Source organism: Westiellopsis prolifica IICB1 (assembly GCF_004323185.1).
GTDB classification, from domain to species: domain Bacteria; phylum Cyanobacteriota; class Cyanobacteriia; order Cyanobacteriales; family Nostocaceae; genus Pelatocladus; species Pelatocladus prolificus_A.
In genome coordinates, this window is sequence record NZ_NAPS01000002.1 from 1,450,269 (window position 1) to 1,470,961 (window position 20,693).

Here is a 20,693-nt window from a genome sequence, read left to right on the forward strand (position 1 = left end):
GTATTTTGCCAAAAGCTCAAGTTAATGGAATTGAATTGTTTTATCACATTCATGGGACTGGCGAACCGTTAATATTAATTGCCGGATTTGACTCTGATAGTTCCAGTTGGTCGGTGTTAATGCCATTTTTGGTCAAACACTATCAGGTGATCCGGTTTGATAATCGGGGACTGGGACAAAGTTCCGCACTCAACATTCCCTACACCATTCAGCAAATGGCTGTTGATACTTTTGCCTTACTTGAGTACCTGGGAATTTCTCAAGTGCATGTAGCAGGTCATTCGATGGGGGGTCAGATTGCTCAAGAACTCACACTAGCACATCCTGAAAAAGTTCAAAGTCTCATCCTGCTATCATCTTGGGCAAAAGGAGACAGCAAATTTCAGGCAATAATTGAGTTGTGGGGTGATTTGACCTCAAAGTTAAATCCGGTACTTTATCAAACAACCTTATTGCCCTGGTTATTTACTGATAGATTTTATGCAATTCCAGGAGCGATCGAACAAATTATTAACCAAATTCAGAAGTACCCATATTTACCAGAGCCTGACGCACTTTATCATCAAAGTCAAGCTATTCTCAACAGCGATACTTCTGAACGTCTTGCCAGTATTCATGTTCCTACCTTAGTGATGGTGGGTGAACAAGATATGATCACACCTGTAAAGTTTTCTGAACATCTTGCTCAAGGTATTCCAAATACTGAACTTGTGATTCTTGAAAAATTAGGACATGCCTGTTTTATAGAGTCTCCAGAGGTCGTAGCCCAAGAAATGCTCAATTTTTTAACAACTGCATAAGAAAGCTATACCCCAGTGCTTTGGCAAGTCTAAAATGGTGCATTAATAAACCGCAGAGGCGCAGAGAACACAGAGATAGAATCAGAGATTTATTGCAAGTGCATTGAGAGTATCCCGCCTCAGAATTAATTCTGAGGCTAGTAGCATAAGTCCGTTAAAACGGACTCAAACATCGTCCTAGTCAGATAAATCTGACTTTAGCTATTAGCCAATAAATTTATTTCTTGGCGGGATGAAAAGCTGATGCAAGATATGAGTTAAGCAAGTGCTTTTAACTGAAGCTGAGAAAGATCCTGTTTTTAAACAGCTTTTGCTTTTGCAAGAGGTCTAATTTAGTGATGGAGTTGCATCAGAAATCGCCATTGCGATTTAAAGAAGCGATTTAAAGAAGCGATCCGCCCAAATTAGTTAATCTAGACAATACGACGGAATCTACCACTAGCTAGATGCAAGCAACTACTTGGAAGCTTTACCTGGGGTGTGGTCAAATAAATAGATTATATAGATTTAGGGCATATTGGCACTGATGAAACAAACTATTGCTCGGACTACAGCATTGTTGGCTTCTTGTACTTTCCTAATCACAGCCTGTGGTGGTAACACTGGTACAAACACTAGTACGAATAACAATGGCACAAATACCGCTACCACTACTTCAACAACAACGGGTATATCTGGCCCCATACCCATTGGTATTGCTTTTGCTCAGACTAGCAACGTCGCATTACTTGGTCAAGAAGGAGTTGCAGGTGCAAAAATTGCTGAGAAATATTTTAATGACAAAGGCGGCATTAACGGTACTCCGATTAAATTAGTATTTCAAGATGCTGGTGGTGATGAAGCGGGAGCAATTAACGCTTTTCAAACTTTAATTAATAAAGATAAAGTTGTCGGTATTGTCGGCCCGACTTTATCACAACAAGCTTTTAGTGCGGCTCCGGTTGCGGAACGGGCAAAAGTACCAGTAATTGGTGCATCCACTACAGCTAAAGGTGTTCCCGAAATTGGTGATTATATTGCTCGTGTATCTGCACCAGTTTTTGTTGTCGCACCTAATTCTGTGAAAGCTGCATTAAAGCAAAATCCTAAGATTAAAAAAGTAGCAGTTTTTTATGCTCAAAATGATGCTTTTAACAAATCAGAAACTGAAATTTTCCAAAAAACAGTTAAAGAGCAAGGACTAGAAGTAGTCACAGTTCAAAAATTTCAAACTACTGATACCGATTTTCAAGCTCAAGCTACTAATGCTCTGAATTTAAAACCAGATTTAATTATTATTTCTGGTTTGGCTGCTGATGGTGGTAATTTAGTTAGACAACTACGAGAATTAGGTTACAAAGGCAATATTATTGGTGGTAATGGTTTGAATACATCAAATGTATTGTCTGTTTGTAAAGCTCTGTGTGATGGCGTGATGATTGCTCAAGCTTACAGTCCCGAACATCCAGGAGAGATTAATGCTACATTTCGCAAAGCTTACGTAGAGCAATACAAAAAAGAACCACCCCAATTTAGCGCTCAAGCTTTTACAGCAGTGCAGGTGTATGTAGATGCATTGAAAGCTTTAGATCAAAAAACCAAAGTCAACACCCTTCCTGTAGATAAACTACGGACAGAATTAAATAAACAAATACTCGCAGGTAAGTACAATACACCGCTTGGTGAAATTTCATTTAGCCCAGAAGGTGAGATTGTACAAAAAGACTTTTATGTTGCCCAAATTAAGATGGAAAAAGATGGCAGCACTGGTAAATTTGCATTTATTAAATAGCAAATTTACCACTTATATTTGATTTGTGAATTTATTCTGATCTCAATTTTTTTGTACAGTTAAAACACTAGTGGTATCAATATTTAGATTTTTTGATATCACTGATATTTTTACTGTCACAACTTTGCTGTGTTATTACTAATTCTTTCATTGATGAAAATGCCTTCATTCCTTTAGAGGCTAGAACTTAACCTCTATAAGGCATAATTTTCCCTTACAAGGGCAAAATGAGCGAAGTGACAGGAGTTTGACAAAAAAGTTTTTAATAAGATGACGAGTTTTGTACAAATCCCGGATGTATTGATCTAAAAGTCTGCTATAGTACAGATAAACTACAAATCTCAAATATTAAAAAAGTATAATTTGCAAACTTCATAATTTATAAGGTTAAATAATATGTCTAGTACGCACACAGGTATTGAATGGACTGATAAAACCTGGAACCCAACAACTGGTTGCAACAAGGTTAGTCCTGGTTGTCTGCATTGCTATGCAGAAGCTCTCACTAAACGTTTTCCTAATAATTTTAAGAATGGATTTGATTTAACTTTACATCCAGAAAGATTAGAAAATCCTCTGAAGTGGCGTACTCCTAGTCGAATATTTGTTAATTCAATGAGCGACCTTTTTCACGAAGATATACCTCTTGACTTCATTCAAAAAGTCTTTAAAGTAATTCAGGCAACACCGTGGCACATATATCAAATATTAACAAAACGACCTGAACGATTAGTAGAGTTGGCTCCTAATCTAGAATTTCATGAAAATATTTGGTTGGGTGTGTCAGTTGAAAATCAAAACTATGTCCATCGTATTGACTTTCTTCGTCAAGTTCCCGTGGCTGTCCGTTTTCTCTCATGTGAACCGCTTTTAGATGCATTAAATTTGGACTTAACAAATATTCATTGGGTTATTGTCGGTGGTGAGTCTGGACAAAAACATCGCCCCATGAAAACTAAGTGGGTAGAGGATATTCGTGATCAGTGTCAAGCTACAGGAGTAGCATTTTTCTTCAAGCAGATTGGCGGAAGAACTTCTAAGGCTGGAGGTAGGTTACTGGATGGTAGGATATGGGATGAAATGCCTGATGCTTGGAAGCAACATCAAGAAACATGGGGAAATGCTCCGCTAAAATTAGCAATAAAAAAAGAGAATTTTGTACTTACTGCTTAGACGGAAATGTTACTTTTACATGATCTGCAAACGTAATTTCACCTCTAATTTTTCTTCGTTTATTTGCAGGTGGATCTGCTGTAATTTTACCCTGTGCTTCAAGATTATTAAGAGCAGCCTTATAGTTTTTGGTGATATAGCGTTTTCCAACATGATGTTGAGTATAAATTTCAGACATGGTGATCGTTTGACCTGCAAATGTGTCTAATATCATTGCTTCCAATTCATCAAGAGGACGATATAGTTCAAAAAGCAATGGTTGTCTAAAGGTGGCTGGATTATACTCAAAAGAAGGTACGCCTTGATTTTGTTCAGAACTTTCTTTCGCCATTATGTCCTTCATAATTTCATATATCTTTTTGTTACTGCGTCGGCATTAATTCTTTGAGAGTGTAAACTAAGTCTTGGGTGTAGGTAAGCATTAGTTAATGTATTATGTAGCAATCAAAAGTCAGATGGTAGGCTGGGGGAAACTTGAAGGTAAAGCAACAGTAAATTAAATCAACTTGTTGCAAAATACTAATAATTACCCCTCTCCCGCTACAGATGAATCTTAGCGGGATGATTTTATATTAGTTTAGATAAATATAAAAATATGGATATATCTCTATTTTTGCAGCAGTTTTTAAATGGGTTATCTATTGGTAGCATCTACGCTATTTTTGCTTTAGGATATACCCTGGTTTACTCTATTTTGGGCATCATTAATTTAGCTCATGGTGCTATTTTTACTCTCGGTGCATATTTCACCTATGCACTTATTGGTGGGAGATTTGGATTTAATGGTTTGTTAGCCAATGTAGCTTTACCTGTGCAATTCCCTTTTGCTTTAGCTTTAATTGTAGGGAGTATTTTGGCAGGATTAGTCGGAGTAGTGGTAGAACGAATTGCTTTTTTACCCTTGCGTCAACGAAGTTCCGATCCTTTGCTGACGGTGGTTTCTAGTTTGGGTGTAGCAGTGGTAATTGTCAATTTAATTCAGTATTTAGTGGGTGCAGAAAGTTATACTTATCCAGGAAATACTTATGGCAATTTACCACCAGCAATTAACTTCGGTTCCCAAGCAAATCCAATTCCAATCCGCACTGTGCAGGTAGTGATTTTTGTCGTTTCTATGGTATTTGTTGCCATCTTGACTTATTTTATTACTCGCACAAAATACGGTAAAGCGATGCAAGCGATCGCAGAAGATGAAACAACAGCCAGTTTATTAGGAATTAACTGCGATCGCTTTATTATCCTGACATTTTTTATCAGCAGTTTTTTAGCAGGAGTGGCGGGAACTTTAGTCGCCTCTAGCGTTAGTATAGCTGGCCCTTATTTTGGCATTGGTTTTGGATTGCGGGGATTAGCAGTAATTGTTTTAGGCGGTTTAGGTAGTATTCCCGGTGCGGTGTTAGGAGGTTTGGTAATTGGCTTAGTGGAAGCATTTGTTCCAGGGGAATTTTCTGGCTACAAAGATGCTGTTGCTTTTGGCATTTTGTTTATTATGCTCTTAGTTCGACCACAAGGTTTGTTAGGAAAAAGATTTATTCAAAAGGTTTAAATCTATGACAACAAGCACAAAACAACCACAGAGCTTGAATTATCTCATTTCATTCTTGGCGTCTTGGTGTCTTAGTGGTTAAAAAATCAACTTTTGAAACACTATAGACGCGCTAGCGCCTTCCCGGAGGGTAGACACTAAGACACGAAGGCAAAAAGCTCAATATTAGGTAATTTTTATGATTATTGATCCAGAAAAAGTACCTACTGAAGCACGCTCCAATTATCCCGATGAATTTAAACCGAAAGTAGCAGGAAGAACTCGTCAACGCTTAGGCAATTTTGCCGGGTTGAAAAACTTCGGGGTAAATTTAGTAAAATTGGAACCTGGAAGTTCTTCTGCTTTAAGACATTGGCATTCATGTCAAGATGAATTTATCTATGTTTTGGAAGGCGAGTTGACATTAATTACAGATGCGGGTGCAGAAGTTCTCAAACCAGGAATGGCGGCTGGATTTCCCGCAGGTGAAGCCAACGGACATCATTTAGTCAATAGTACCTCAACAGTTGCAGTTTATTTGGAAGTAGGCGATCGCACTCCCAATGATGAAGCTAGCTTTCCCGATGATGATTTAATTACAAAGGCTAGTCCTGATGGCAAATCTAGAATTTTTGCTCATAAAGATGGAACACTGTATTAGGGGAGCGGGGATCGGGGATCGGGGACAAGGGAGAAGAAATCGCTTTGAAATTTGAACGTTAAGCCTTAAAGTTGGAACGTTAAGTCTTAAAGTTGGAACGTTAAGTCTTACAGTTGGAACATTAAGTCTTACAGTTGGAACGTTAAGTCTTACAGTTGGAACGTTAAGTCTTAAAGTTAGAACGTTGAGGTTTAACTCTTGACTATTGTACAGACGCCATGTTCCTCGCGTCTCTACTAATGACAAATGACAAATTACCAATGACCAATGACTATTGACAAATGGCTGATTTTATTGCTATCTATGGCGCTTTAATTGTCTCTATGGTATTAGGGGCTTTGCTAGGATTATCGTTGTATTTGCCATTAATGGCTGGACAATTATCTTTAGCTAGCCCTGGATTTTATGCTTTGGGTGGATATATTGCGGCGATTCTGTCAACAACTGTTTTTAATTCTAGTGGTGATCCTTTTCCGATTCCATTACTGTTGTTGGAAATGTTAATCGCTGGTGTAGTTTCGGGATTGTTGGGTGTAGCAGTCGGAATTCCAGCTTTGCGGTTACGGGGAATTTATTTAGCGATCGCCACAATTGCTTTTGTCGAAGTTTTGCGGGTTCTCTCCCTGAATTTAGATATCACAGGTGGTGCTGTGGGAATTTTTGGTATTCCTCAACCTTTCCCAACACAAATTGAATATTTATGGATTGCCCTACCATTATTAATCATTAGTATGATATTAATTTATCGTCTAGAACGTATTCGTGTAGGTAGGGCTTTAACCGCAATTCGTGAGGATGAATTAGCAGCAGGCGCTATGGGAATTAACCCAACTTACTACAAAGTTTTAGCTTTTACACTAGGAGCAATTTTAGCTGGAGTAGTTGGTGCAATTAGCGCTCATTTTCTCAATACTTGGAATGCCAGACAAGGTACATTTGATGCCAGTATTATTTATCTAACTTTTGTTTTAATTGGTGGTTCGAGAACTTTTTTAGGCGCTGTAGTCGGAGGTATGTTATTTACAGCCTTACCAGAAGTCTTAAGAAGCATCGCTGACACAGGTGGTTTACCAACTTGGCTAGCACAATTTTTAAGAGATGGGAGATTAATTATTTTTGGTTTACTAATAGTTTTAGGAACCATCTTTTTCCCTCAAGGACTCGTTACCCCAGATATTTTTAAAAGACGACCATTGTACAAACGCGTAGACGCTCGTAAGAGCGGCTTCTCGTAAGAGTATCATCACGTCTCTAAACAAATGACCAATGACATACTTTTAGAAGCAAAATCCTTAACTCGCCGCTTTGGTGGTTTAGTAGCTGTCAATAATGTATCTTTTATTGTTAAAAAACATGAAATATTTGGATTAATCGGCCCCAATGGTGCTGGTAAAACAACATTATTTAACTTAATTACAGGCTTAATTCCACCTTCTAGCGGACAATTAACTTATCAAAATCAAGAAATATCCCAACTACGTCCCCACCAAATCGCTGCTTTAGGTATTGCTCGCACTTTCCAAAATATTCGCTTATTTGGTGAACTTTCAGCACTAGAAAATGCAATTATTGCCCGACATTTGCATATTCATAGCAATATACTTACAGGTGTGATGGGAATTCCACCAGCACCAGCAGAAGAACGTAAAAGTAAGCAAAAAGCTTTGGAATTATTAGAACTAGTTGGTTTACAAAAACGCGCTGACGAAAAAGCTAAGAATTTTGCCTATGGTGATCAACGACGGCTAGAAATTGCTCGTGCTTTAGCCCTAGAACCACAAATTTTACTTCTGGATGAACCCGCAGCTGGAATGAATCCCAGCGAGAAACAGCAACTCAGTCAATTTATCCGCAATTTACGCGATCGCTTTAATTTAACGATTATCCTGATTGAACATCATGTACCCTTAGTCATGGGTTTGTGCGATCGCATCGCGGTTTTAGATTTTGGTCAATTAATCGCCTTGGGAGAACCAGCAGTGGTTAAAAATAATCCCGCTGTCATAGAGGCGTATTTGGGTCATGAATAATTAATAATTATCTTTGTGTCTTGGTGTCTATGTGTTTTATAAAAATTTTATCTTAACCACCCTACTCTAAGAGAAGCCGCTTTGCGTCTACGGGTTCGCCACCTTGCCTACTCTTACGAGAAGCCGCTGGCGCGTCTACGTGACGGGAACCGCCAAGACGGCAAGTGGACTCACCAAGGCACTAAGACACTAAGAAAACATACTGAATGTTTGATCAACTAAAGATGCACACCGATGAACACAGAGAACCAGAAAAGCTACCCAATTTTGGAGATTAAAAATTTATATGTTAATTATGGGGGTATTAAGGCCCTCGAAAATATTAATTTAGTTGTCAACAACAGTGAAGTAGTCACTCTCATCGGTGCCAACGGTGCAGGTAAAACTACTACTCTGCGGGCTATATCTAAAATTCTTAATCCCAAAAGTGGCGAAATCATCTACAGTGGACGCAATATTACCCGTCGTCAACCCCACGAAATTGTGCAATTGGGTATCGCCCATTGTCCAGAAGGACGCAGAGTATTAACGCGACAAACTGTTTATGACAATTTGCTTTTAGGTGCATATATTCGTTCTCAGCAAGCAGAGATAAAGAATGATATTCAACAGCAATTTCAGCTATTTCCGCGTTTAGCACAAAGACGTAATCAGCTAGCGGGAACTCTTAGCGGTGGTGAACAACAAATGTTAGCGATCGCTCGTGCTTTAATGAGTAGACCAAGACTTCTATTATTAGATGAACCAAGTTTAGGTTTAGCACCAGCTATAGTTAGAGAAATATTCGGTATTATTGAAAATTTACGAGCGACGGGCGTGACTATTTTATTAGTTGAACAAAACGCCAATTTAGCATTACAGATTGCAGATCGAGGATATGTTTTAGAAGCTGGTTGTATTACTCTTACAGACGTAGCATCTGAATTAATGATAGATGAGCGAGTGAAAAAAGCCTATTTAGGATAATTTTACGATTAAGAAGCTGGAGATTTTTTAAATTATTTTGGGGAGCATCCCAATTTTTTCAAAATACCTCAAAGCAAAGGGTTTAAACCAATTTAATGTGAAGCCACACTAAATGAATAAACCTCCACTCTTGGCGCTCTACCTTACGGAAGCCGCTTGCGCGTCTAAGGCTTCTACCGTTCCGGTAGGCGCGTAGCGACTTCTGCAAGTAGCCGCTTGCGCGTCTATGGCGGTTAATTTTATAATATTCTGTGCATCTTCATAAATAATTGGTATTAAACCCTTTGCTAATAGCACAAGTCGTCTTCAGACAACTTCATAAAATCAAACAGTCTGCTTAAAGCAGACTTTCACTATAAGACTGCGATTGAAATCGCAGGCATTTTTGAACATTTAGGATGCTCCCTTATTTTGTTTGCTGATGATTAATTTTTTATTGATTAACAACATTTATTATTTGATCTCTAATTAGTAACTAATATATTCATCCTCTCTCTTTTTATAGAGTAACTAATATGTCTATGGAAAGAAGCCTCAAACAAAAATCATACGTTAGTTTAGATAAAACAAAGCTAAACGAAACAAATTAAATTTAATTATCTGTTTTTCAACGTTTATTAAATAGTAAGTCCGCGCAAATAATAAACATAAATCTAAATTTTGTTTGTTTCCAATAGCAATTTTTGAGGAGAGAGCAAAAATGAATCTGCTACAGCAGAGTCGTAAAATGATTACGGCTGTTGTTTTGATTTTGGTTTTAACTATTACTACTGCTTGTGGTGGTAATGTTGCCCAAGTTGACCGTAACACAAATCCGCCAGCAGTTGGTCGAGATGTAGCTTATGCACAATTGGAGCGAGGAAATACTGCATCTGGACAAACTTTTGGTAACTGGGTTGTACAAACATCGCGAGGATTAGTCCAAGATGCTTATGTGCGCGATAACAATAAGTTAGGCGTAGTTATTTCCCCACAAGTGCGTCCTAACGAAGTGCGTCCTTTAGCAAAATCCTTGGTCGAAGGTTTTCGGAAAAACTTTCCCAATCAAGATTTAACTGTTTTGGTATACGCACCTGACAAGCAGCTGATTCTGACAGCTAGGTACGATACTCAAACCAATCAAGTTCAATACAGTTAGAAATTGTTGTTTGTTGGTTGTTGTTTAGTGTTTTAACTATCAACAAGAATAAGAAAAGGAGATTAGTACAGTGAGTAGCAGTGAAGAGTATAAACGCCAAATTATGAAAGATTTGGCTCAGGGTGATGTTGAGTATCTTGGTGATGCTCCTAGTGGTGATCCATCACAAGATTATCAAAGCTTTGATGATTTTGCTCAACGTACAACTGCGTCTGAACGTCGCCAAATGTTTGAACGCTCTTTTAATTCAAGCAGCATTCCTCCAAGTCAAATGGAGCCAGAATTGCAAAAGGCGATCGCTAATATTAAACCTAATGAACGAGATGATGTCGCACGCGCCTTTTTCAAACACTTCAAGCAAAGAGGATTGGATGAGCGCCATCTTGAGCAACAATTAAGTCTTTCTACTCACAACCCCAACCGCATGAGTGCGGATGATGTTACCAGACTCGCCTCATTTGCATATCATAACCATCCTGACATTTTCAAAGAAGTATTAGCAGAACAGCCAGCTATTATCAAGTTTCTCAGCAATCCTGTCGTGGGAGCTATTGTAGGACTTGCTGCTGCTAAATGGTTAGGCGGTCGTAACAAATAAATCTAAGTCTATTAGTGAAGATTTTAGTCCTGTTTACTTTTCGTAACATGCTTAGGTTTATTCCCACCGACTTACTTATGCAAAAAACAGACTAAATCAATAACCCCTTTAACCCACTTCAAGTGGGTTTTTGCTATGAGCCAGCTATTATTTGAGAGCGGAAATTTGGGTTAATCAAATCCATAGTCATACCATTTCTTCGTGAAGCTGCTCCCGAATTTTACCCCTCCCCAACCCTCCCCTTGCGAAGGATACAGCTGGCGAATCAGGGGTGACACCCCTCACCGACGATTTTTCGTCATTCCACCAGATGTAGAGACGCGCCATGGCGCGTCTCTACAACCAATTTGTGGGCGAACGAGGGGTTTGACCCCCTATTCGCCAGCTGCATCCTTCGCAAGGGGAGGGTGCGCTTTAGCGCGGGTGGGGTCTTTGTATGCGTCTTCATATTAAATTGGTATCAGTCGGTTAAAAACCGACTTTAGCTTTAAGCCCAAATTTTAATTTAGGGCTAGGTGCAAAATATAACTATCTTAACTTTATGAAACTTTTATCCAGCCCCCTGACGAGGTTATTTCTCACAAGCCTTACCAGAAGCTGCTTACAACAAAAAACATCTATTTTGTAATTATAAACTTTTTGTAAAACTAAATATTAAGCCTTCATTTATACTATACAATTAGTATCGCTTATTACTTAAAAATAGTAAATATAGATAACACACACCTTTAGCGCTATAGAGCTAAAAGAACCTGTGTAGTTTCTAGCACATAGAATTAGTCCTTCTGTCTAAGGAGCGACAAGGTAACAAACCTCTGTCGCTGTAATTGTTGAATTACAACAGTTGGAGAGTAAACAATCTCACTCCAGGGAAGTCTACCATCGATTTTGATCATGTCGTAGGAGTGAGTTGAATGACGGGGTTGCAATTCGCAAAAATTCGAGACAAGCTTGGCCATACCACAATACCAAGCAAATCTCAGATAAAAAAGAAGTTGCTGGGAACTGCAACCACAGCTACATTTTTTGCTGTTGTGGTCGGGGTAATTCAGACAAAACAGGCTCAGGCTGTTACTGTTACCTTCGATGATCTACCTGGATCTCAAAATACAATTTCTAATGGCTATGCAGGATTGAATTGGGAAAACTTTTATGATCTCAATACAACTTCTTTTACTCCCTCAGGCTATGTAAATGGAACAGTATCACCAAAAAACGTAGCTTACAATGGTTTTGCCAATCCTGCTGTGATAAGTACAGTTGATGATGTTTTCGATTTTAATAATACGTATTTAACAGCAGCCTGGAATAATGATTTGACTGTTCTGGTAGAAGGTTATACGGGAGGAGTATCGGGAGAAAAGAAATACTCACAGACAGTAGTTGTGAGTACAGAAACTCCTACACTATTTACATTTGATTTCGTGGGAATTGATTATTTAAAATTCACATCTTCTGGAGGTAATAACGCTGGCTATAGTGGAAGAGGGACGCATTTTGTGATAGATAACTTTACTTTTAACAAAAAAAATAAAGCTGTTCCTGAACCTCTAACGATCTTTGGTTCATTAACAGCAAGTGGTATTGGTTTGGCTTTATATCGAAAGCAGAAGCAGCAACAGCAAAGATGTAAATAAATAATTTTCCAAATTTATTTATTGTAATCTGAAATATTTTCTGACATCGGAAAACCGAAATTTATGTCTTGAAAAAATGATAGAAAAGCTGCCATTGAATTAGACAATGAAAACTAGTAAACTGGCTAAAGTCATACGAGTTGATTATCCTCAGTTCTGGCTCTTAATTATAGGATCAGGCTTAATTTCAATTCAACTAACGCTAAGTTGGAGATCAGGAAACTCAAACCTTTTCAGTACTAGTTTTTTGTTTTGGGCAGCTATATCTTTTATTATCTGGGAAAAACGAGATAATTTAAGTTTAGAAAGTGGAATTTTACCCAGTTTTTTGGGCTTGTCACTCATCTGGATAGCACTGTTAAAAAGTGCATCTATGACTAGCTTCGGAGGTTTTTTGTATGCTTTACCCTTTGTTTCTGGCTTAGGACTTGCTTTAATAGCTTCTGGCTTTCGAGGTCTAAATCAATATACAGGTGAGCTAATAACCCTTTTTTCCGTTAATATATCTAAGTTACCACCAGAATGGATGATTTATAAGCTGACACTACTCACTGCCAAATTATCAGCTTTTATACTTTGGTATACTGGCTTTGAAGTAACTGTTTCTGGAATTAACGTTTATCTACCAAATGGCAGTGTAGAAGTACTTAGTGGTTGCTCTGGTCTAGAATTAATTTCTCAAATGTTGGGTTTCGCAATACTTTTTCTGTTAATTTTTCCTCAAAATGGGCAGCAAAAAATATTGGTACCAGTTGTAGCTACTACGGTAGGATTTATTGTTAATGCTGTACGAGTTGCACTTCTAGCCATCATCGTAGAACAAGATAACATGAATGCTTTTGATTACTGGCATGGTGGCAATGGTTCTTTTTTATTCTCAATAATTTCTGTTCTGATTTTTGGTTCTTTCTGTTGGTTTTTAATAGGAAAGAATGAATCTGAAAATCATAATTCTAGGTTATCATAATCAAATTATGATTACTTGGAAAAATTTTCGGTTCTTATTATTAATTCTAGGCTGTAGCAACGTTTTATTGGTATTGGGACAAGTACTTTTTCTGCCAATACCGTCTAAAAATCCTACTGATGTTTTTATTTTTCCAGAAGCCCCACCTTTAAGTCAATGGCAACTCAAATCTACCAAATCTTTCCCTCATGATATACAAGATGATTCTGAATTATTAGCCCAAAAAAATTATCAATATATGCGTCAAGGTTTGCCTTTAGATATCGAAATGCGTTACGTCAAAACAGGAGATGTTAATCAACTGATTAGAAAATATACCAAAATTTCATCGTCGGCGCTTGTACGTAAAAAAGAAGATATAGGTTATTACGGTTTAGGAGTTGAACAACAGAAAGCCTACCTCAGTGCTTGCATTAATCTGCACGGTAACAGCACTTTTAGTAATACACAGTTTAAACAAAATCAGCAACAAAGAGAGCAACCTTGGCAACGTTTATTACCTTGGTTACTAGGACGAAAACAATTAAGAGAAAACAACCACTGTCTTTGGGCGCATTTATCGGTTCCATTGAACAATTCTTCCCCACAAGCTACTTATCAAATTTTAGAAACTGCCTGGTTTTATTGGTATAAATACTGGCATTATAATTTGCATAAATATTAAATTTTTGTCTATAAAAATTTTTCTTTTGATACTTTGATAAGGAATTATGACGAAATCTAAAATTGAAAAACTGACTTCTCCTCAATTTGTCTTAACACAAGAAAGTTCGCTCGCTATTCTGCGATCGCTCGGTTACGGTCTATTAATATTATCTTTGTTTGATTGGGTAGCAATGTTTATTCCATCAAACTTTTTTAACCCTGCTTGGGAATTTCAAACCATCGGAGCAATAGTTGAACGTGTACCTGTACCTTTAATTGGGTTAGCACTCGTGTTTTATGGAGAATTGCATTCGCGCAACAGATGGGAATTTCCGATTTTAAAATTATTATCTTGGTTAACTTTATTGTTGGCAGCGTTATTTTTACTCATGATACCTTTGGGAGTTTCCAACACCATCCGGCTAACAAAGGAAAATGTCGCGCAAATCAATAATATATCAACACAACAAATTTCTCGTGCTGAACAATTACACCAGAAACTCAGCCAAGCAACTCCTGAACAATTAGATAATCTTTTAAAAAGTCGGGGTGGTTCCCTATATGGCAAAAAACCAGAAGAAGTAAAGAATGAACTTTTGTCTCAAGTTTCTAAAGCAAAAGCACAAATCAAAGATCAAGCAGAAACTACCCAGTCTTTACGAGGTCTAAATTTAATTAAGACTTCTACAAAATGGATTCTTGGCGCTTTAGTGTCTGCGTTTCTGTTCTTTGGTTTGTGGAAAGGAACAGATTGGGCGAGATTTTAAATTTTCAATCAATAAAAAAGGCGATCGCTATTTGATCGCCCTTTTATTAGTTTGTAGTTAGCACGCTTAGTGCTTCAATTGATCTTTAGCTTAAGCTTATACTTGTGCTAGTTCTGGTGTGGGACGCTTGCTATTACGAACAGCTGCGATCGCCTCGCCATAGTCCTTAGCATTAAACACAGCCGAACCAGCGACAATTGCATTGGCTCCAGCTTCCAAAACTTGCCAAGTATTATTTGCTTTGAGTCCACCATCTACCTCAATCCAAGGATCAAGACCACGTTCATCACACATTTGACGCAGCTTGCGGATCTTGGGAACTACTCCTGGAATAAAGCTTTGACCACCAAAACCAGGGTTGACACTCATAATCAACACCAAATCGCAAACTTCCAACACATACTCAATCAAATCTAAAGGTGTAGATGGGTTGAGTACAACACCAGCTTGTTTACCAAGTTCCTTAATTTGACACAAAGTACGGTGTAGGTGTGGCGATGCATTGTGTTCACAATGTACAGAGATAATATCTGCACCAGCTTTAGCAAAATCTGCAACATATTTTTCTGGCTCCACAATCATTAAGTGGACATCCAGTGGTTTTTTTGTAACCGGACGAATCGCCTCCACTACCAGAGGACCTATCGTAATATTAGGTACAAAGCGACCATCCATTACATCAACATGAATCCAATCTGCTCCCGCCTCATCTACGGCGCGTACTTCCTCTCCCAGACGACTAAAATCTGCTGATAGGATAGATGGAGCAATTACAATCGGCTTGTTAGATAGCGTTTTGGTCATGGCTAGTGGATATTTAAGCGTCCTTATTCTGTAAATATTGTAACAAAACTTGAGCAAATGCTCATCAGTTTTGTATGAGCTTTTTTAGGGATAAGGGATCGGGGATCAGGGATCGGGGATCAGGGAGACGTGGGGACAAATGACTATTGTACAGACGCGATTCATCGCGTCTCTAGACCAATGACCAATGACCAATGACCAATGACAAATGACAAACAACTATGGTAAAAAAAATTAGCTGGATCGCTTGGGGATTAAGTGCTTCTTGTTTGAGTCTGCCGGTATTAGCTTTGGAAATTTCCATGAGCGCTAACGGTATTGACGCTCTTAAGTTACATAAAGCCCCGTATAATCTCATAGGTCGCAAAATTGCCATTGGTCAAGTGGAAATTGGTCGTCCTGGGAAGTTTGGTGTAGATAAATCGGTTTCCAAAAATCGCTCCGTCAATATAGCAGGTGTATTTTTACGCAATAATCCTGCTAAATCAAATAGTGGTGTTGACCCCCACGCCTACAATGTTGCTGGTGTCATGGTTAGTACAGATAAAGGCTTCCCAGGAGTAGCTCCAGGAGCGCGGTTATTTTCGTCTGCTGTAGGTTCCACGAAAATGGGACAGCCAGAAGAATGTTTGTCTGCACAACATGTAGCACTGCAAAATAGTGGCGACGTTCGTGTCATCAACTTTAGCTTTGGCGAACCTTTAAACCGCGATCCGCGACCGGAGGCTGTTTTGGATGGTAACGCCTTACTAACCCAATGTATTGATTGGTCTACTCGCGCTCACAATGTTTTATATGTGATCGCTGGCAACCAAGGTAAAGGAGGAATTCCTATCCCTACCGATAATTTTAATGGAGTAAACGTGGCTTTTTCCTCTCGTCGGGGAGGAATTTTTAATAAAGTAGACGTTTCCAATTTGGTAGCGACAACTGAAGCGATGACCCTCCGTTTATCTGGCAAGGAAATTAATGTTGGTCCCCGTGGCACAATTGGTATAGTGGCTCCTGGTAGTAATATTCCCTTGCTTACTCCTGATGGCAAAATTAATAAAGTCACAGGGACAAGTTTTGCAGCACCCCACGTTACAGCTACAGTTGCTCTGTTGCAAGAGTTTGGTGACAAACAATTACAAACAAAACAACCAAATTGGAGTACTGCTAGTCGCCAACATGAAGTCATGAAAGCTGTTGTGTTAAATTCAGCTGACAAAATTCAAGATACTGGTGATGGTTTGCGACTAGGAATGACCAGAACACTCATTAATAAACAAAATCAAGAGTGGCTGGCTTCTGATGTTTATAAAAATCCCAAAAGACCCCTGGATAATCAGATGGGGGCTGGTCATTTAAATGCTTTTCGTGCCTACCAGCAATTTAGTGCAGGTCAATGGAAACCATCACAATCTGTACCTGCGATTGGTTGGAATTACGATACTGTCAATGCGGGTTCATCAGTAGAATATGTCTTATCCAAACCGTTACAGCAGAATAGTTTTGTGGCTATTACCTTAGCTTGGGACAGGCTAGTAGAACTGAACGATAAAAATCAAAATAATCAATTTGATGCAGGAGAAAATTTTCGCGATCGCGGTCTAAATAACCTTGATGTCTATCTAGTCAAAGCCGATGGAAGCCAAAATAAAGACACAGAGACTATTTGCGCCTCAATCAGTGATGTTGATAGCGTAGAACATATTTTTTGTCCTGTTCCCAGCACCGATAAATATAAAATTCGCGTCCAGTTTCGCAACCAAGCAAACGAAGCCACTCAGCCATACGCTCTCGCTTGGTGGACTGTACCCAAAAGATAGGGATCGGGGAAAGGGGATTGGGGATCGGGGATCGGGGACAAGGGGGACAAGGGGGACAAGGGGGACAAGGGGGACAAGGGGGACAAGGAAGACAAGAAAGAATTATTTAACAAGTCTCTTCGCGATCCCCTGTCCCCTGTCCCCTGTCCCCTGTCCCCTGTCCCCTGTCCCCTGTCCCCAATCCCCAATCCCCGATCCCCGATCCCCTACAAAATTGTTGCCAAAACTGTAACCACCAAATAGCTGTGTCGCTTGAAGTGTCATAGTCAATAAATAGACTCTGCCTTTTGGTATGGTGAAATGAAGCATAAATTTGGTAATGCTTGGGAAAATTTTCTACAAAGACGCTACGCTGTCCGTTTAGGGAGACGCTACGCTTTGGCAGCAGCTAGTGTGGTTTTAGTGGGTGTAATTGGATGTACTCAAGTTGATAGTAATACAAAAGTTTTTGCCCAATCCGGTGTACCTCGTTCAGAATCTCCTCTTCCTCAAAAGTCTGTTTTGCCTGATACTAAACTTATTAATGCGAACACTAAATTTGGTTTCAAACTTTTTGAAGAAGTTCTCAAACAAGATAACAATAAAAATGTATTTATTTCACCTGCCAGTATCGCGATCGCTTTAGATATGACCTACAACGGTGCTAGCGGTAGTACTCAGCAAGCAATGGCAAAGGCGCTGGAATTACAAGGATTAAATATACAGGAAATCAATTCTTCAAACGCAGCATTAAAACAGCTTTTAGAAAATCCAGACCCACAAATTCAATTAAGTATTGCTAACTCACTTTGGGCAAATCAAGAAGTTAGCTTTAAACCTGAATTTCTGAAAACTATTCAAAATTATTATCAAGCAAAAATCACAAATTTAAACTTTCAAGATTCAGGCTCAGTTGAGACTATAAATAACTGGGTAAACGAAAGTACTCGCGGCAAAATTGACAAGATTGTTGAGAGAATAGAACAAAATCAAGTATTATTTCTACTTAATGCCATTTATTTTAAAGGCAGATGGACAAACGAATTTGACAAACAACAAACTGTCCAACAACCTTTTTATCTGACATCTGGTAATCGTAAACAACATCCAATGATGTCACAAAAAGGTAGATATAAATACTATGAAAATGAACAATTTCAAGCAGTGAGCTTACCTTATGGTAAAGATGGTAAAGTCAGCTTCTATATTTTTCTACCGAAAAAAAAATTAGGTCTGAAATCTTTTTATCAAAATCTCAACACTGATAACTGGGAAAAATGGATGTCCCAGTTTAACCAGAAAGAAGGCTTTATTCGCTTACCCCGCTTCAAGATGGATTATGAGGTGAGGCTTAACAATGCTTTACAAGCATTAGGTATGGGTGAGGCTTTCACCAATAAAGCTGATTTTTCTCAAATGGGAAAAGACTTTACAATTAGCGAAGTTAAGCATAAAACTTTTGTCGAAGTAAATGAAGAAGGAACAGAAGCGGCTGCAACTACTTCTGTAGGTATAGTTGCAACGTCTTCTTCTGTGAGTGAACCATTCCAAATGATCGTTGACCGTCCGTTTTTCTGTGCCATGCGCGACAATCAGACTGGAAGCATTTTGTTTATGGGTTCAATTTTAAACCCTTAGTCAAAAGTCCATTGTCAAGAGTCCAAACTTTTTGACAAATGACAAATGACGAATGTCCAATAATTCCTTTATGGTACAAGCCCCTAGATTTATCTGTGGAATTGATCCAAAATCCAAAATCCAAAATCCAAAATCGGTTGACCAATAACTAAGCAGTTGGAGGAGAAGTTTCGGGTGTCACAGGTGTACCTACCTCTACTGATCGCACATTTGCGGTTTCATTTATTTGTTGGCGACAAGATTCTTCCCCCTGTTCAGGACTGTTACTGGTGACATCTCCGGTTTCGCTGTGATTAGTAGACACAACATCAGGACGCAACGCGCTTAAAGCAGTCTTAATCACAACGGCAGTGGGTACTGCTAAAATAACACCCAAAAGACCACCGATTCTTGCCCCTGTTAAAACCGAAATTAATGCCCAAACTGGATTTAAACCAGTGAAGCTACCTAAAATTCTGGGTCCAATCAAGTTTTCGAGAATTTGCTGAACAATTACTGCTGCAATTAAAACTCTTGCACCCATCCAAACGTCTTGTAAAGCTACTAATAGAGTAGTTAAGGCAATACCTACAGATCCACCATAGGGAACAAGAGCCATAATGCCAATACTCAAGCCAAATAGCAAACCAAATGGGACTTTCAGCCATAAAAAAGTCGGAATTAAGGCTGATGCCATGCAGGTAGATAATATGAGTTGAGTGATAAAGAAATTTTGAAAGCTGAGGCGTACAGTTTGAGAAAAAGCCTGACGAAATTTGCTTGGTAGCCAACTAACTAGACTTTGCCAGAGTTCATCCCCATGCTGCAACAGGTAAAAAGTTAAAACCATTGTCAGCAAAAAATCCAGTAGACTCGTGAAAGTGACTACCGCCAGATTCAGAACCTGTCCTGCGATCGCCTGCAATTGTCCCTTCACGCGATCATTGATTTGCACTAACAAAGCATCAAGATTAATGGGTAGACCCATACTTTCAACTTTTTCGTTCAAAATCATTAATTGGGAGCGTCCAGAGTCAATTAACTCTGGTAAACGTGCTACCAGTTGCTGCGCTTGGGTCAAAGCTAGTGGGACAAGAGTCAGACCTAATGCTAATAAAATCGACAAAGCCAGTAAAAACACTAAAATAGCTACTTGCTCTCGCCTAGCACCATGACGTTCCATCCAACTTACAGGATAATTGAGCAGAAACGCTAGTACCGAAGCTGCTACTAAAATGACAATCAGCGAGTGAAAATAATGAAAAATGACTGAAAGGGCCCAGCCATTCAACACTAGAAGTGGAGCGAATAAAGCGATCGCACCTAATCGTGCTAATGGTGTAAGTGTTTGCCACCAGTTTAAGAGCTTGCGTGTCTGCATCTGCCGATTGCCGGATAACACAAATATAATCCTTATTTAAAGCTTATTATCTCTAACTACATCAATATCATTCATCCCTCTAATTTAGGATTGCACTCAACCAAATGAATAATTTTGAACCAAGATCTGGAGATACTCGAACATGGAAGGGAGTGTGGGGTGTGCTTGGAGTGTGGGAAACAGAGATATTACTAACAATTTCTCCCTTCTCAGCGCGTCTGTCACTTCCCCTATCTTTATAAGCTCCGCATTATCGCATCTTCTTCTACTCAGGACTTACGCAAAAATCGTCAAAAAGCTTAATTTATTGAACCGCCAAGACGCCAAGAACGCCAAGGATTTGTTGAGTGTGCGTAAGTCCTACTACTGTCTTAAAATATTAAGGTAAATAGTAGTTTTCACTGACAACTGATGACTGATAAC

Annotated in this window: 20 protein-coding genes; 16 read left to right on the forward strand and 4 right to left on the reverse strand. The window is 38.9% G+C overall.

Annotation, left to right across the window (positions count from 1 at the left end):
- The first annotated feature begins 5 nt into the window (after positions 1-5).
- From B4U84_RS20570 to B4U84_RS20580, 3 genes are all read left to right on the forward strand, one after another.
- Positions 6-800, forward strand: a complete 795-nt coding sequence (locus B4U84_RS20570) for an alpha/beta fold hydrolase (protein ID WP_131120400.1) — start codon at positions 6-8, stop codon at positions 798-800.
- Positions 801-1,326: 526 nt separating this feature from the next.
- Complete coding sequence (locus tag B4U84_RS20575; RefSeq protein WP_131120402.1) at positions 1,327-2,571, forward strand: ABC transporter substrate-binding protein; 1,245 nt, start codon at positions 1,327-1,329, stop codon at positions 2,569-2,571.
- A 396-nt stretch (positions 2,572-2,967) separates the two neighbouring features.
- On the forward strand, positions 2,968-3,744 hold the full coding sequence (locus B4U84_RS20580; RefSeq protein WP_131120404.1) for a DUF5131 family protein: 777 nt from the start codon (positions 2,968-2,970) through the stop codon (positions 3,742-3,744).
- Here B4U84_RS20580 and B4U84_RS20585 read toward each other — a convergent pair.
- Complete coding sequence (locus tag B4U84_RS20585; protein ID WP_242677673.1) at positions 3,734-4,075, reverse strand: hypothetical protein; 342 nt, start codon at positions 4,073-4,075, stop codon at positions 3,734-3,736. The two genes, B4U84_RS20580 and B4U84_RS20585, sit on opposite strands and share 11 nt — an antisense overlap.
- A 264-nt stretch (positions 4,076-4,339) precedes the next feature.
- Here B4U84_RS20585 and B4U84_RS20590 point away from each other — a divergent pair, with 264 nt between their 5' ends.
- The 5 genes from B4U84_RS20590 to B4U84_RS20615 all read left to right on the forward strand — a co-directional run bounded on the left by B4U84_RS20590 (position 4,340) and on the right by B4U84_RS20615 (position 8,926).
- Complete coding sequence (locus tag B4U84_RS20590) at positions 4,340-5,290, forward strand: branched-chain amino acid ABC transporter permease (protein WP_131120406.1); 951 nt, start codon at positions 4,340-4,342, stop codon at positions 5,288-5,290.
- 178 nt (positions 5,291-5,468) lie between these two features.
- On the forward strand, positions 5,469-5,930 hold the full coding sequence (locus B4U84_RS20595; RefSeq protein ID WP_131120408.1) for a cupin domain-containing protein: 462 nt from the start codon (positions 5,469-5,471) through the stop codon (positions 5,928-5,930).
- 281 nt (positions 5,931-6,211) lie between these two features.
- Positions 6,212-7,165 (forward strand): branched-chain amino acid ABC transporter permease, encoded by a 954-nt coding sequence (locus B4U84_RS20605; protein WP_131120412.1) that lies wholly within the window; start codon positions 6,212-6,214, stop codon positions 7,163-7,165.
- A gap of 24 nt (positions 7,166-7,189) precedes the next feature.
- Positions 7,190-7,960, forward strand: coding sequence for an ABC transporter ATP-binding protein (locus B4U84_RS20610; RefSeq protein ID WP_131120413.1), 771 nt, complete (start codon positions 7,190-7,192; stop codon positions 7,958-7,960).
- 234 nt (positions 7,961-8,194) lie between these two features.
- Positions 8,195-8,926 (forward strand): ABC transporter ATP-binding protein, encoded by a 732-nt coding sequence (locus tag B4U84_RS20615; RefSeq protein WP_131120414.1) that lies wholly within the window; start codon positions 8,195-8,197, stop codon positions 8,924-8,926.
- A gap of 138 nt (positions 8,927-9,064) precedes the next feature.
- Here B4U84_RS20615 and B4U84_RS30730 read toward each other — a convergent pair whose 3' ends face one another.
- Positions 9,065-9,223, reverse strand: coding sequence for a hypothetical protein (locus B4U84_RS30730; RefSeq protein WP_155950659.1), 159 nt, complete (start codon positions 9,221-9,223; stop codon positions 9,065-9,067).
- A 403-nt stretch (positions 9,224-9,626) separates the two neighbouring features.
- Between B4U84_RS30730 and B4U84_RS20620 the strand changes: the two genes are divergently transcribed.
- From B4U84_RS20620 to hpsJ-A, 6 genes are all read left to right on the forward strand, one after another.
- Positions 9,627-10,064, forward strand: a complete 438-nt coding sequence (locus B4U84_RS20620) for a hypothetical protein (RefSeq protein ID WP_131120415.1) — start codon at positions 9,627-9,629, stop codon at positions 10,062-10,064.
- 70 nt (positions 10,065-10,134) lie between these two features.
- Positions 10,135-10,662, forward strand: coding sequence for a hypothetical protein (locus tag B4U84_RS20625; protein WP_131120416.1), 528 nt, complete (start codon positions 10,135-10,137; stop codon positions 10,660-10,662).
- A gap of 914 nt (positions 10,663-11,576) precedes the next feature.
- Positions 11,577-12,299 carry a PEP-CTERM sorting domain-containing protein gene (locus B4U84_RS20630; protein ID WP_131120417.1) on the forward strand — a complete coding sequence of 241 codons (723 nt, stop codon included), beginning with the start codon at positions 11,577-11,579 and terminating at the stop codon, positions 12,297-12,299.
- A gap of 106 nt (positions 12,300-12,405) precedes the next feature.
- The gene (gene crtA, locus B4U84_RS20635) at positions 12,406-13,266 is read left to right on the forward strand and encodes a cyanoexosortase A (protein WP_131120418.1); all 861 of its coding nucleotides are present in this window, start codon (positions 12,406-12,408) and stop codon (positions 13,264-13,266) included.
- Complete coding sequence (locus B4U84_RS20640) at positions 13,232-13,930, forward strand: cyanoexosortase A system-associated protein (RefSeq protein ID WP_131120419.1); 699 nt, start codon at positions 13,232-13,234, stop codon at positions 13,928-13,930. The genes crtA and B4U84_RS20640 overlap by 35 nt, the downstream gene beginning before the upstream one ends.
- Positions 13,931-13,976: 46 nt before the next feature.
- Positions 13,977-14,678 carry an HpsJ-like protein, cyanoexosortase A-associated gene (hpsJ-A, locus tag B4U84_RS20645; protein WP_017311035.1) on the forward strand — a complete coding sequence of 234 codons (702 nt, stop codon included), beginning with the start codon at positions 13,977-13,979 and terminating at the stop codon, positions 14,676-14,678.
- Positions 14,679-14,774: 96 nt separating this feature from the next.
- Here hpsJ-A and rpe read toward each other — a convergent pair whose 3' ends face one another.
- Complete coding sequence (gene rpe, locus B4U84_RS20650) at positions 14,775-15,482, reverse strand: ribulose-phosphate 3-epimerase (RefSeq protein WP_017311036.1); 708 nt, start codon at positions 15,480-15,482, stop codon at positions 14,775-14,777.
- 221 nt (positions 15,483-15,703) lie between these two features.
- On the opposite strand from rpe, the gene B4U84_RS20655 reads away from it, so the two are divergent.
- Both B4U84_RS20655 and B4U84_RS20665 read left to right on the forward strand, forming a co-directional pair.
- Positions 15,704-17,293, forward strand: coding sequence for a S8 family serine peptidase (locus B4U84_RS20655; RefSeq protein ID WP_131120420.1), 1,590 nt, complete (start codon positions 15,704-15,706; stop codon positions 17,291-17,293).
- Between the two features lie 300 nt (positions 17,294-17,593).
- A complete protein-coding gene (locus tag B4U84_RS20665; RefSeq protein WP_131120421.1) occupies positions 17,594-18,910 on the forward strand; it encodes a serpin family protein in 1,317 nt (438 codons plus the stop codon).
- Positions 18,911-19,058: 148 nt separating this feature from the next.
- On the opposite strand, the gene B4U84_RS20670 is transcribed toward B4U84_RS20665, so the two are convergent.
- A complete protein-coding gene (locus B4U84_RS20670; protein ID WP_131120422.1) occupies positions 19,059-20,270 on the reverse strand; it encodes an AI-2E family transporter in 1,212 nt (403 codons plus the stop codon).
- Between the last annotated feature and the right edge of the window lie 423 nt (positions 20,271-20,693).

Bases quoted from the DNA above. Each gene is read 5' to 3' on its own strand.
- B4U84_RS20575 (WP_131120402.1), top strand. From the start codon at position 1,327: ATGAAACAAACTATTGCTCGGACTACAGCATTGTTGGCTTCTTGTACT.
- B4U84_RS20580 (WP_131120404.1), top strand. From the start codon at position 2,968: ATGTCTAGTACGCACACAGGTATTGAATGGACTGATAAAACCTGGAAC.
- B4U84_RS20585 (WP_242677673.1), bottom strand. From the start codon at position 4,075: ATGGCGAAAGAAAGTTCTGAACAAAATCAAGGCGTACCTTCTTTTGAG.
- B4U84_RS20590 (WP_131120406.1), top strand. From the start codon at position 4,340: ATGGATATATCTCTATTTTTGCAGCAGTTTTTAAATGGGTTATCTATT.
- B4U84_RS20595 (WP_131120408.1), top strand. From the start codon at position 5,469: ATGATTATTGATCCAGAAAAAGTACCTACTGAAGCACGCTCCAATTAT.
- B4U84_RS20605 (WP_131120412.1), top strand. From the start codon at position 6,212: ATGGCTGATTTTATTGCTATCTATGGCGCTTTAATTGTCTCTATGGTA.
- B4U84_RS20610 (WP_131120413.1), top strand. From the start codon at position 7,190: ATGACCAATGACATACTTTTAGAAGCAAAATCCTTAACTCGCCGCTTT.
- B4U84_RS20615 (WP_131120414.1), top strand. From the start codon at position 8,195: ATGAACACAGAGAACCAGAAAAGCTACCCAATTTTGGAGATTAAAAAT.
- B4U84_RS20620 (WP_131120415.1), top strand. From the start codon at position 9,627: ATGAATCTGCTACAGCAGAGTCGTAAAATGATTACGGCTGTTGTTTTG.
- B4U84_RS20630 (WP_131120417.1), top strand. From the start codon at position 11,577: ATGACGGGGTTGCAATTCGCAAAAATTCGAGACAAGCTTGGCCATACC.
- crtA (WP_131120418.1), top strand. From the start codon at position 12,406: ATGAAAACTAGTAAACTGGCTAAAGTCATACGAGTTGATTATCCTCAG.
- B4U84_RS20640 (WP_131120419.1), top strand. From the start codon at position 13,232: ATGAATCTGAAAATCATAATTCTAGGTTATCATAATCAAATTATGATT.
- hpsJ-A (WP_017311035.1), top strand. From the start codon at position 13,977: ATGACGAAATCTAAAATTGAAAAACTGACTTCTCCTCAATTTGTCTTA.
- rpe (WP_017311036.1), bottom strand. From the start codon at position 15,482: ATGACCAAAACGCTATCTAACAAGCCGATTGTAATTGCTCCATCTATC.
- B4U84_RS20655 (WP_131120420.1), top strand. From the start codon at position 15,704: ATGGTAAAAAAAATTAGCTGGATCGCTTGGGGATTAAGTGCTTCTTGT.
- B4U84_RS20665 (WP_131120421.1), top strand. From the start codon at position 17,594: ATGAAGCATAAATTTGGTAATGCTTGGGAAAATTTTCTACAAAGACGC.
- B4U84_RS20670 (WP_131120422.1), bottom strand. From the start codon at position 20,270: ATGCAGACACGCAAGCTCTTAAACTGGTGGCAAACACTTACACCATTA.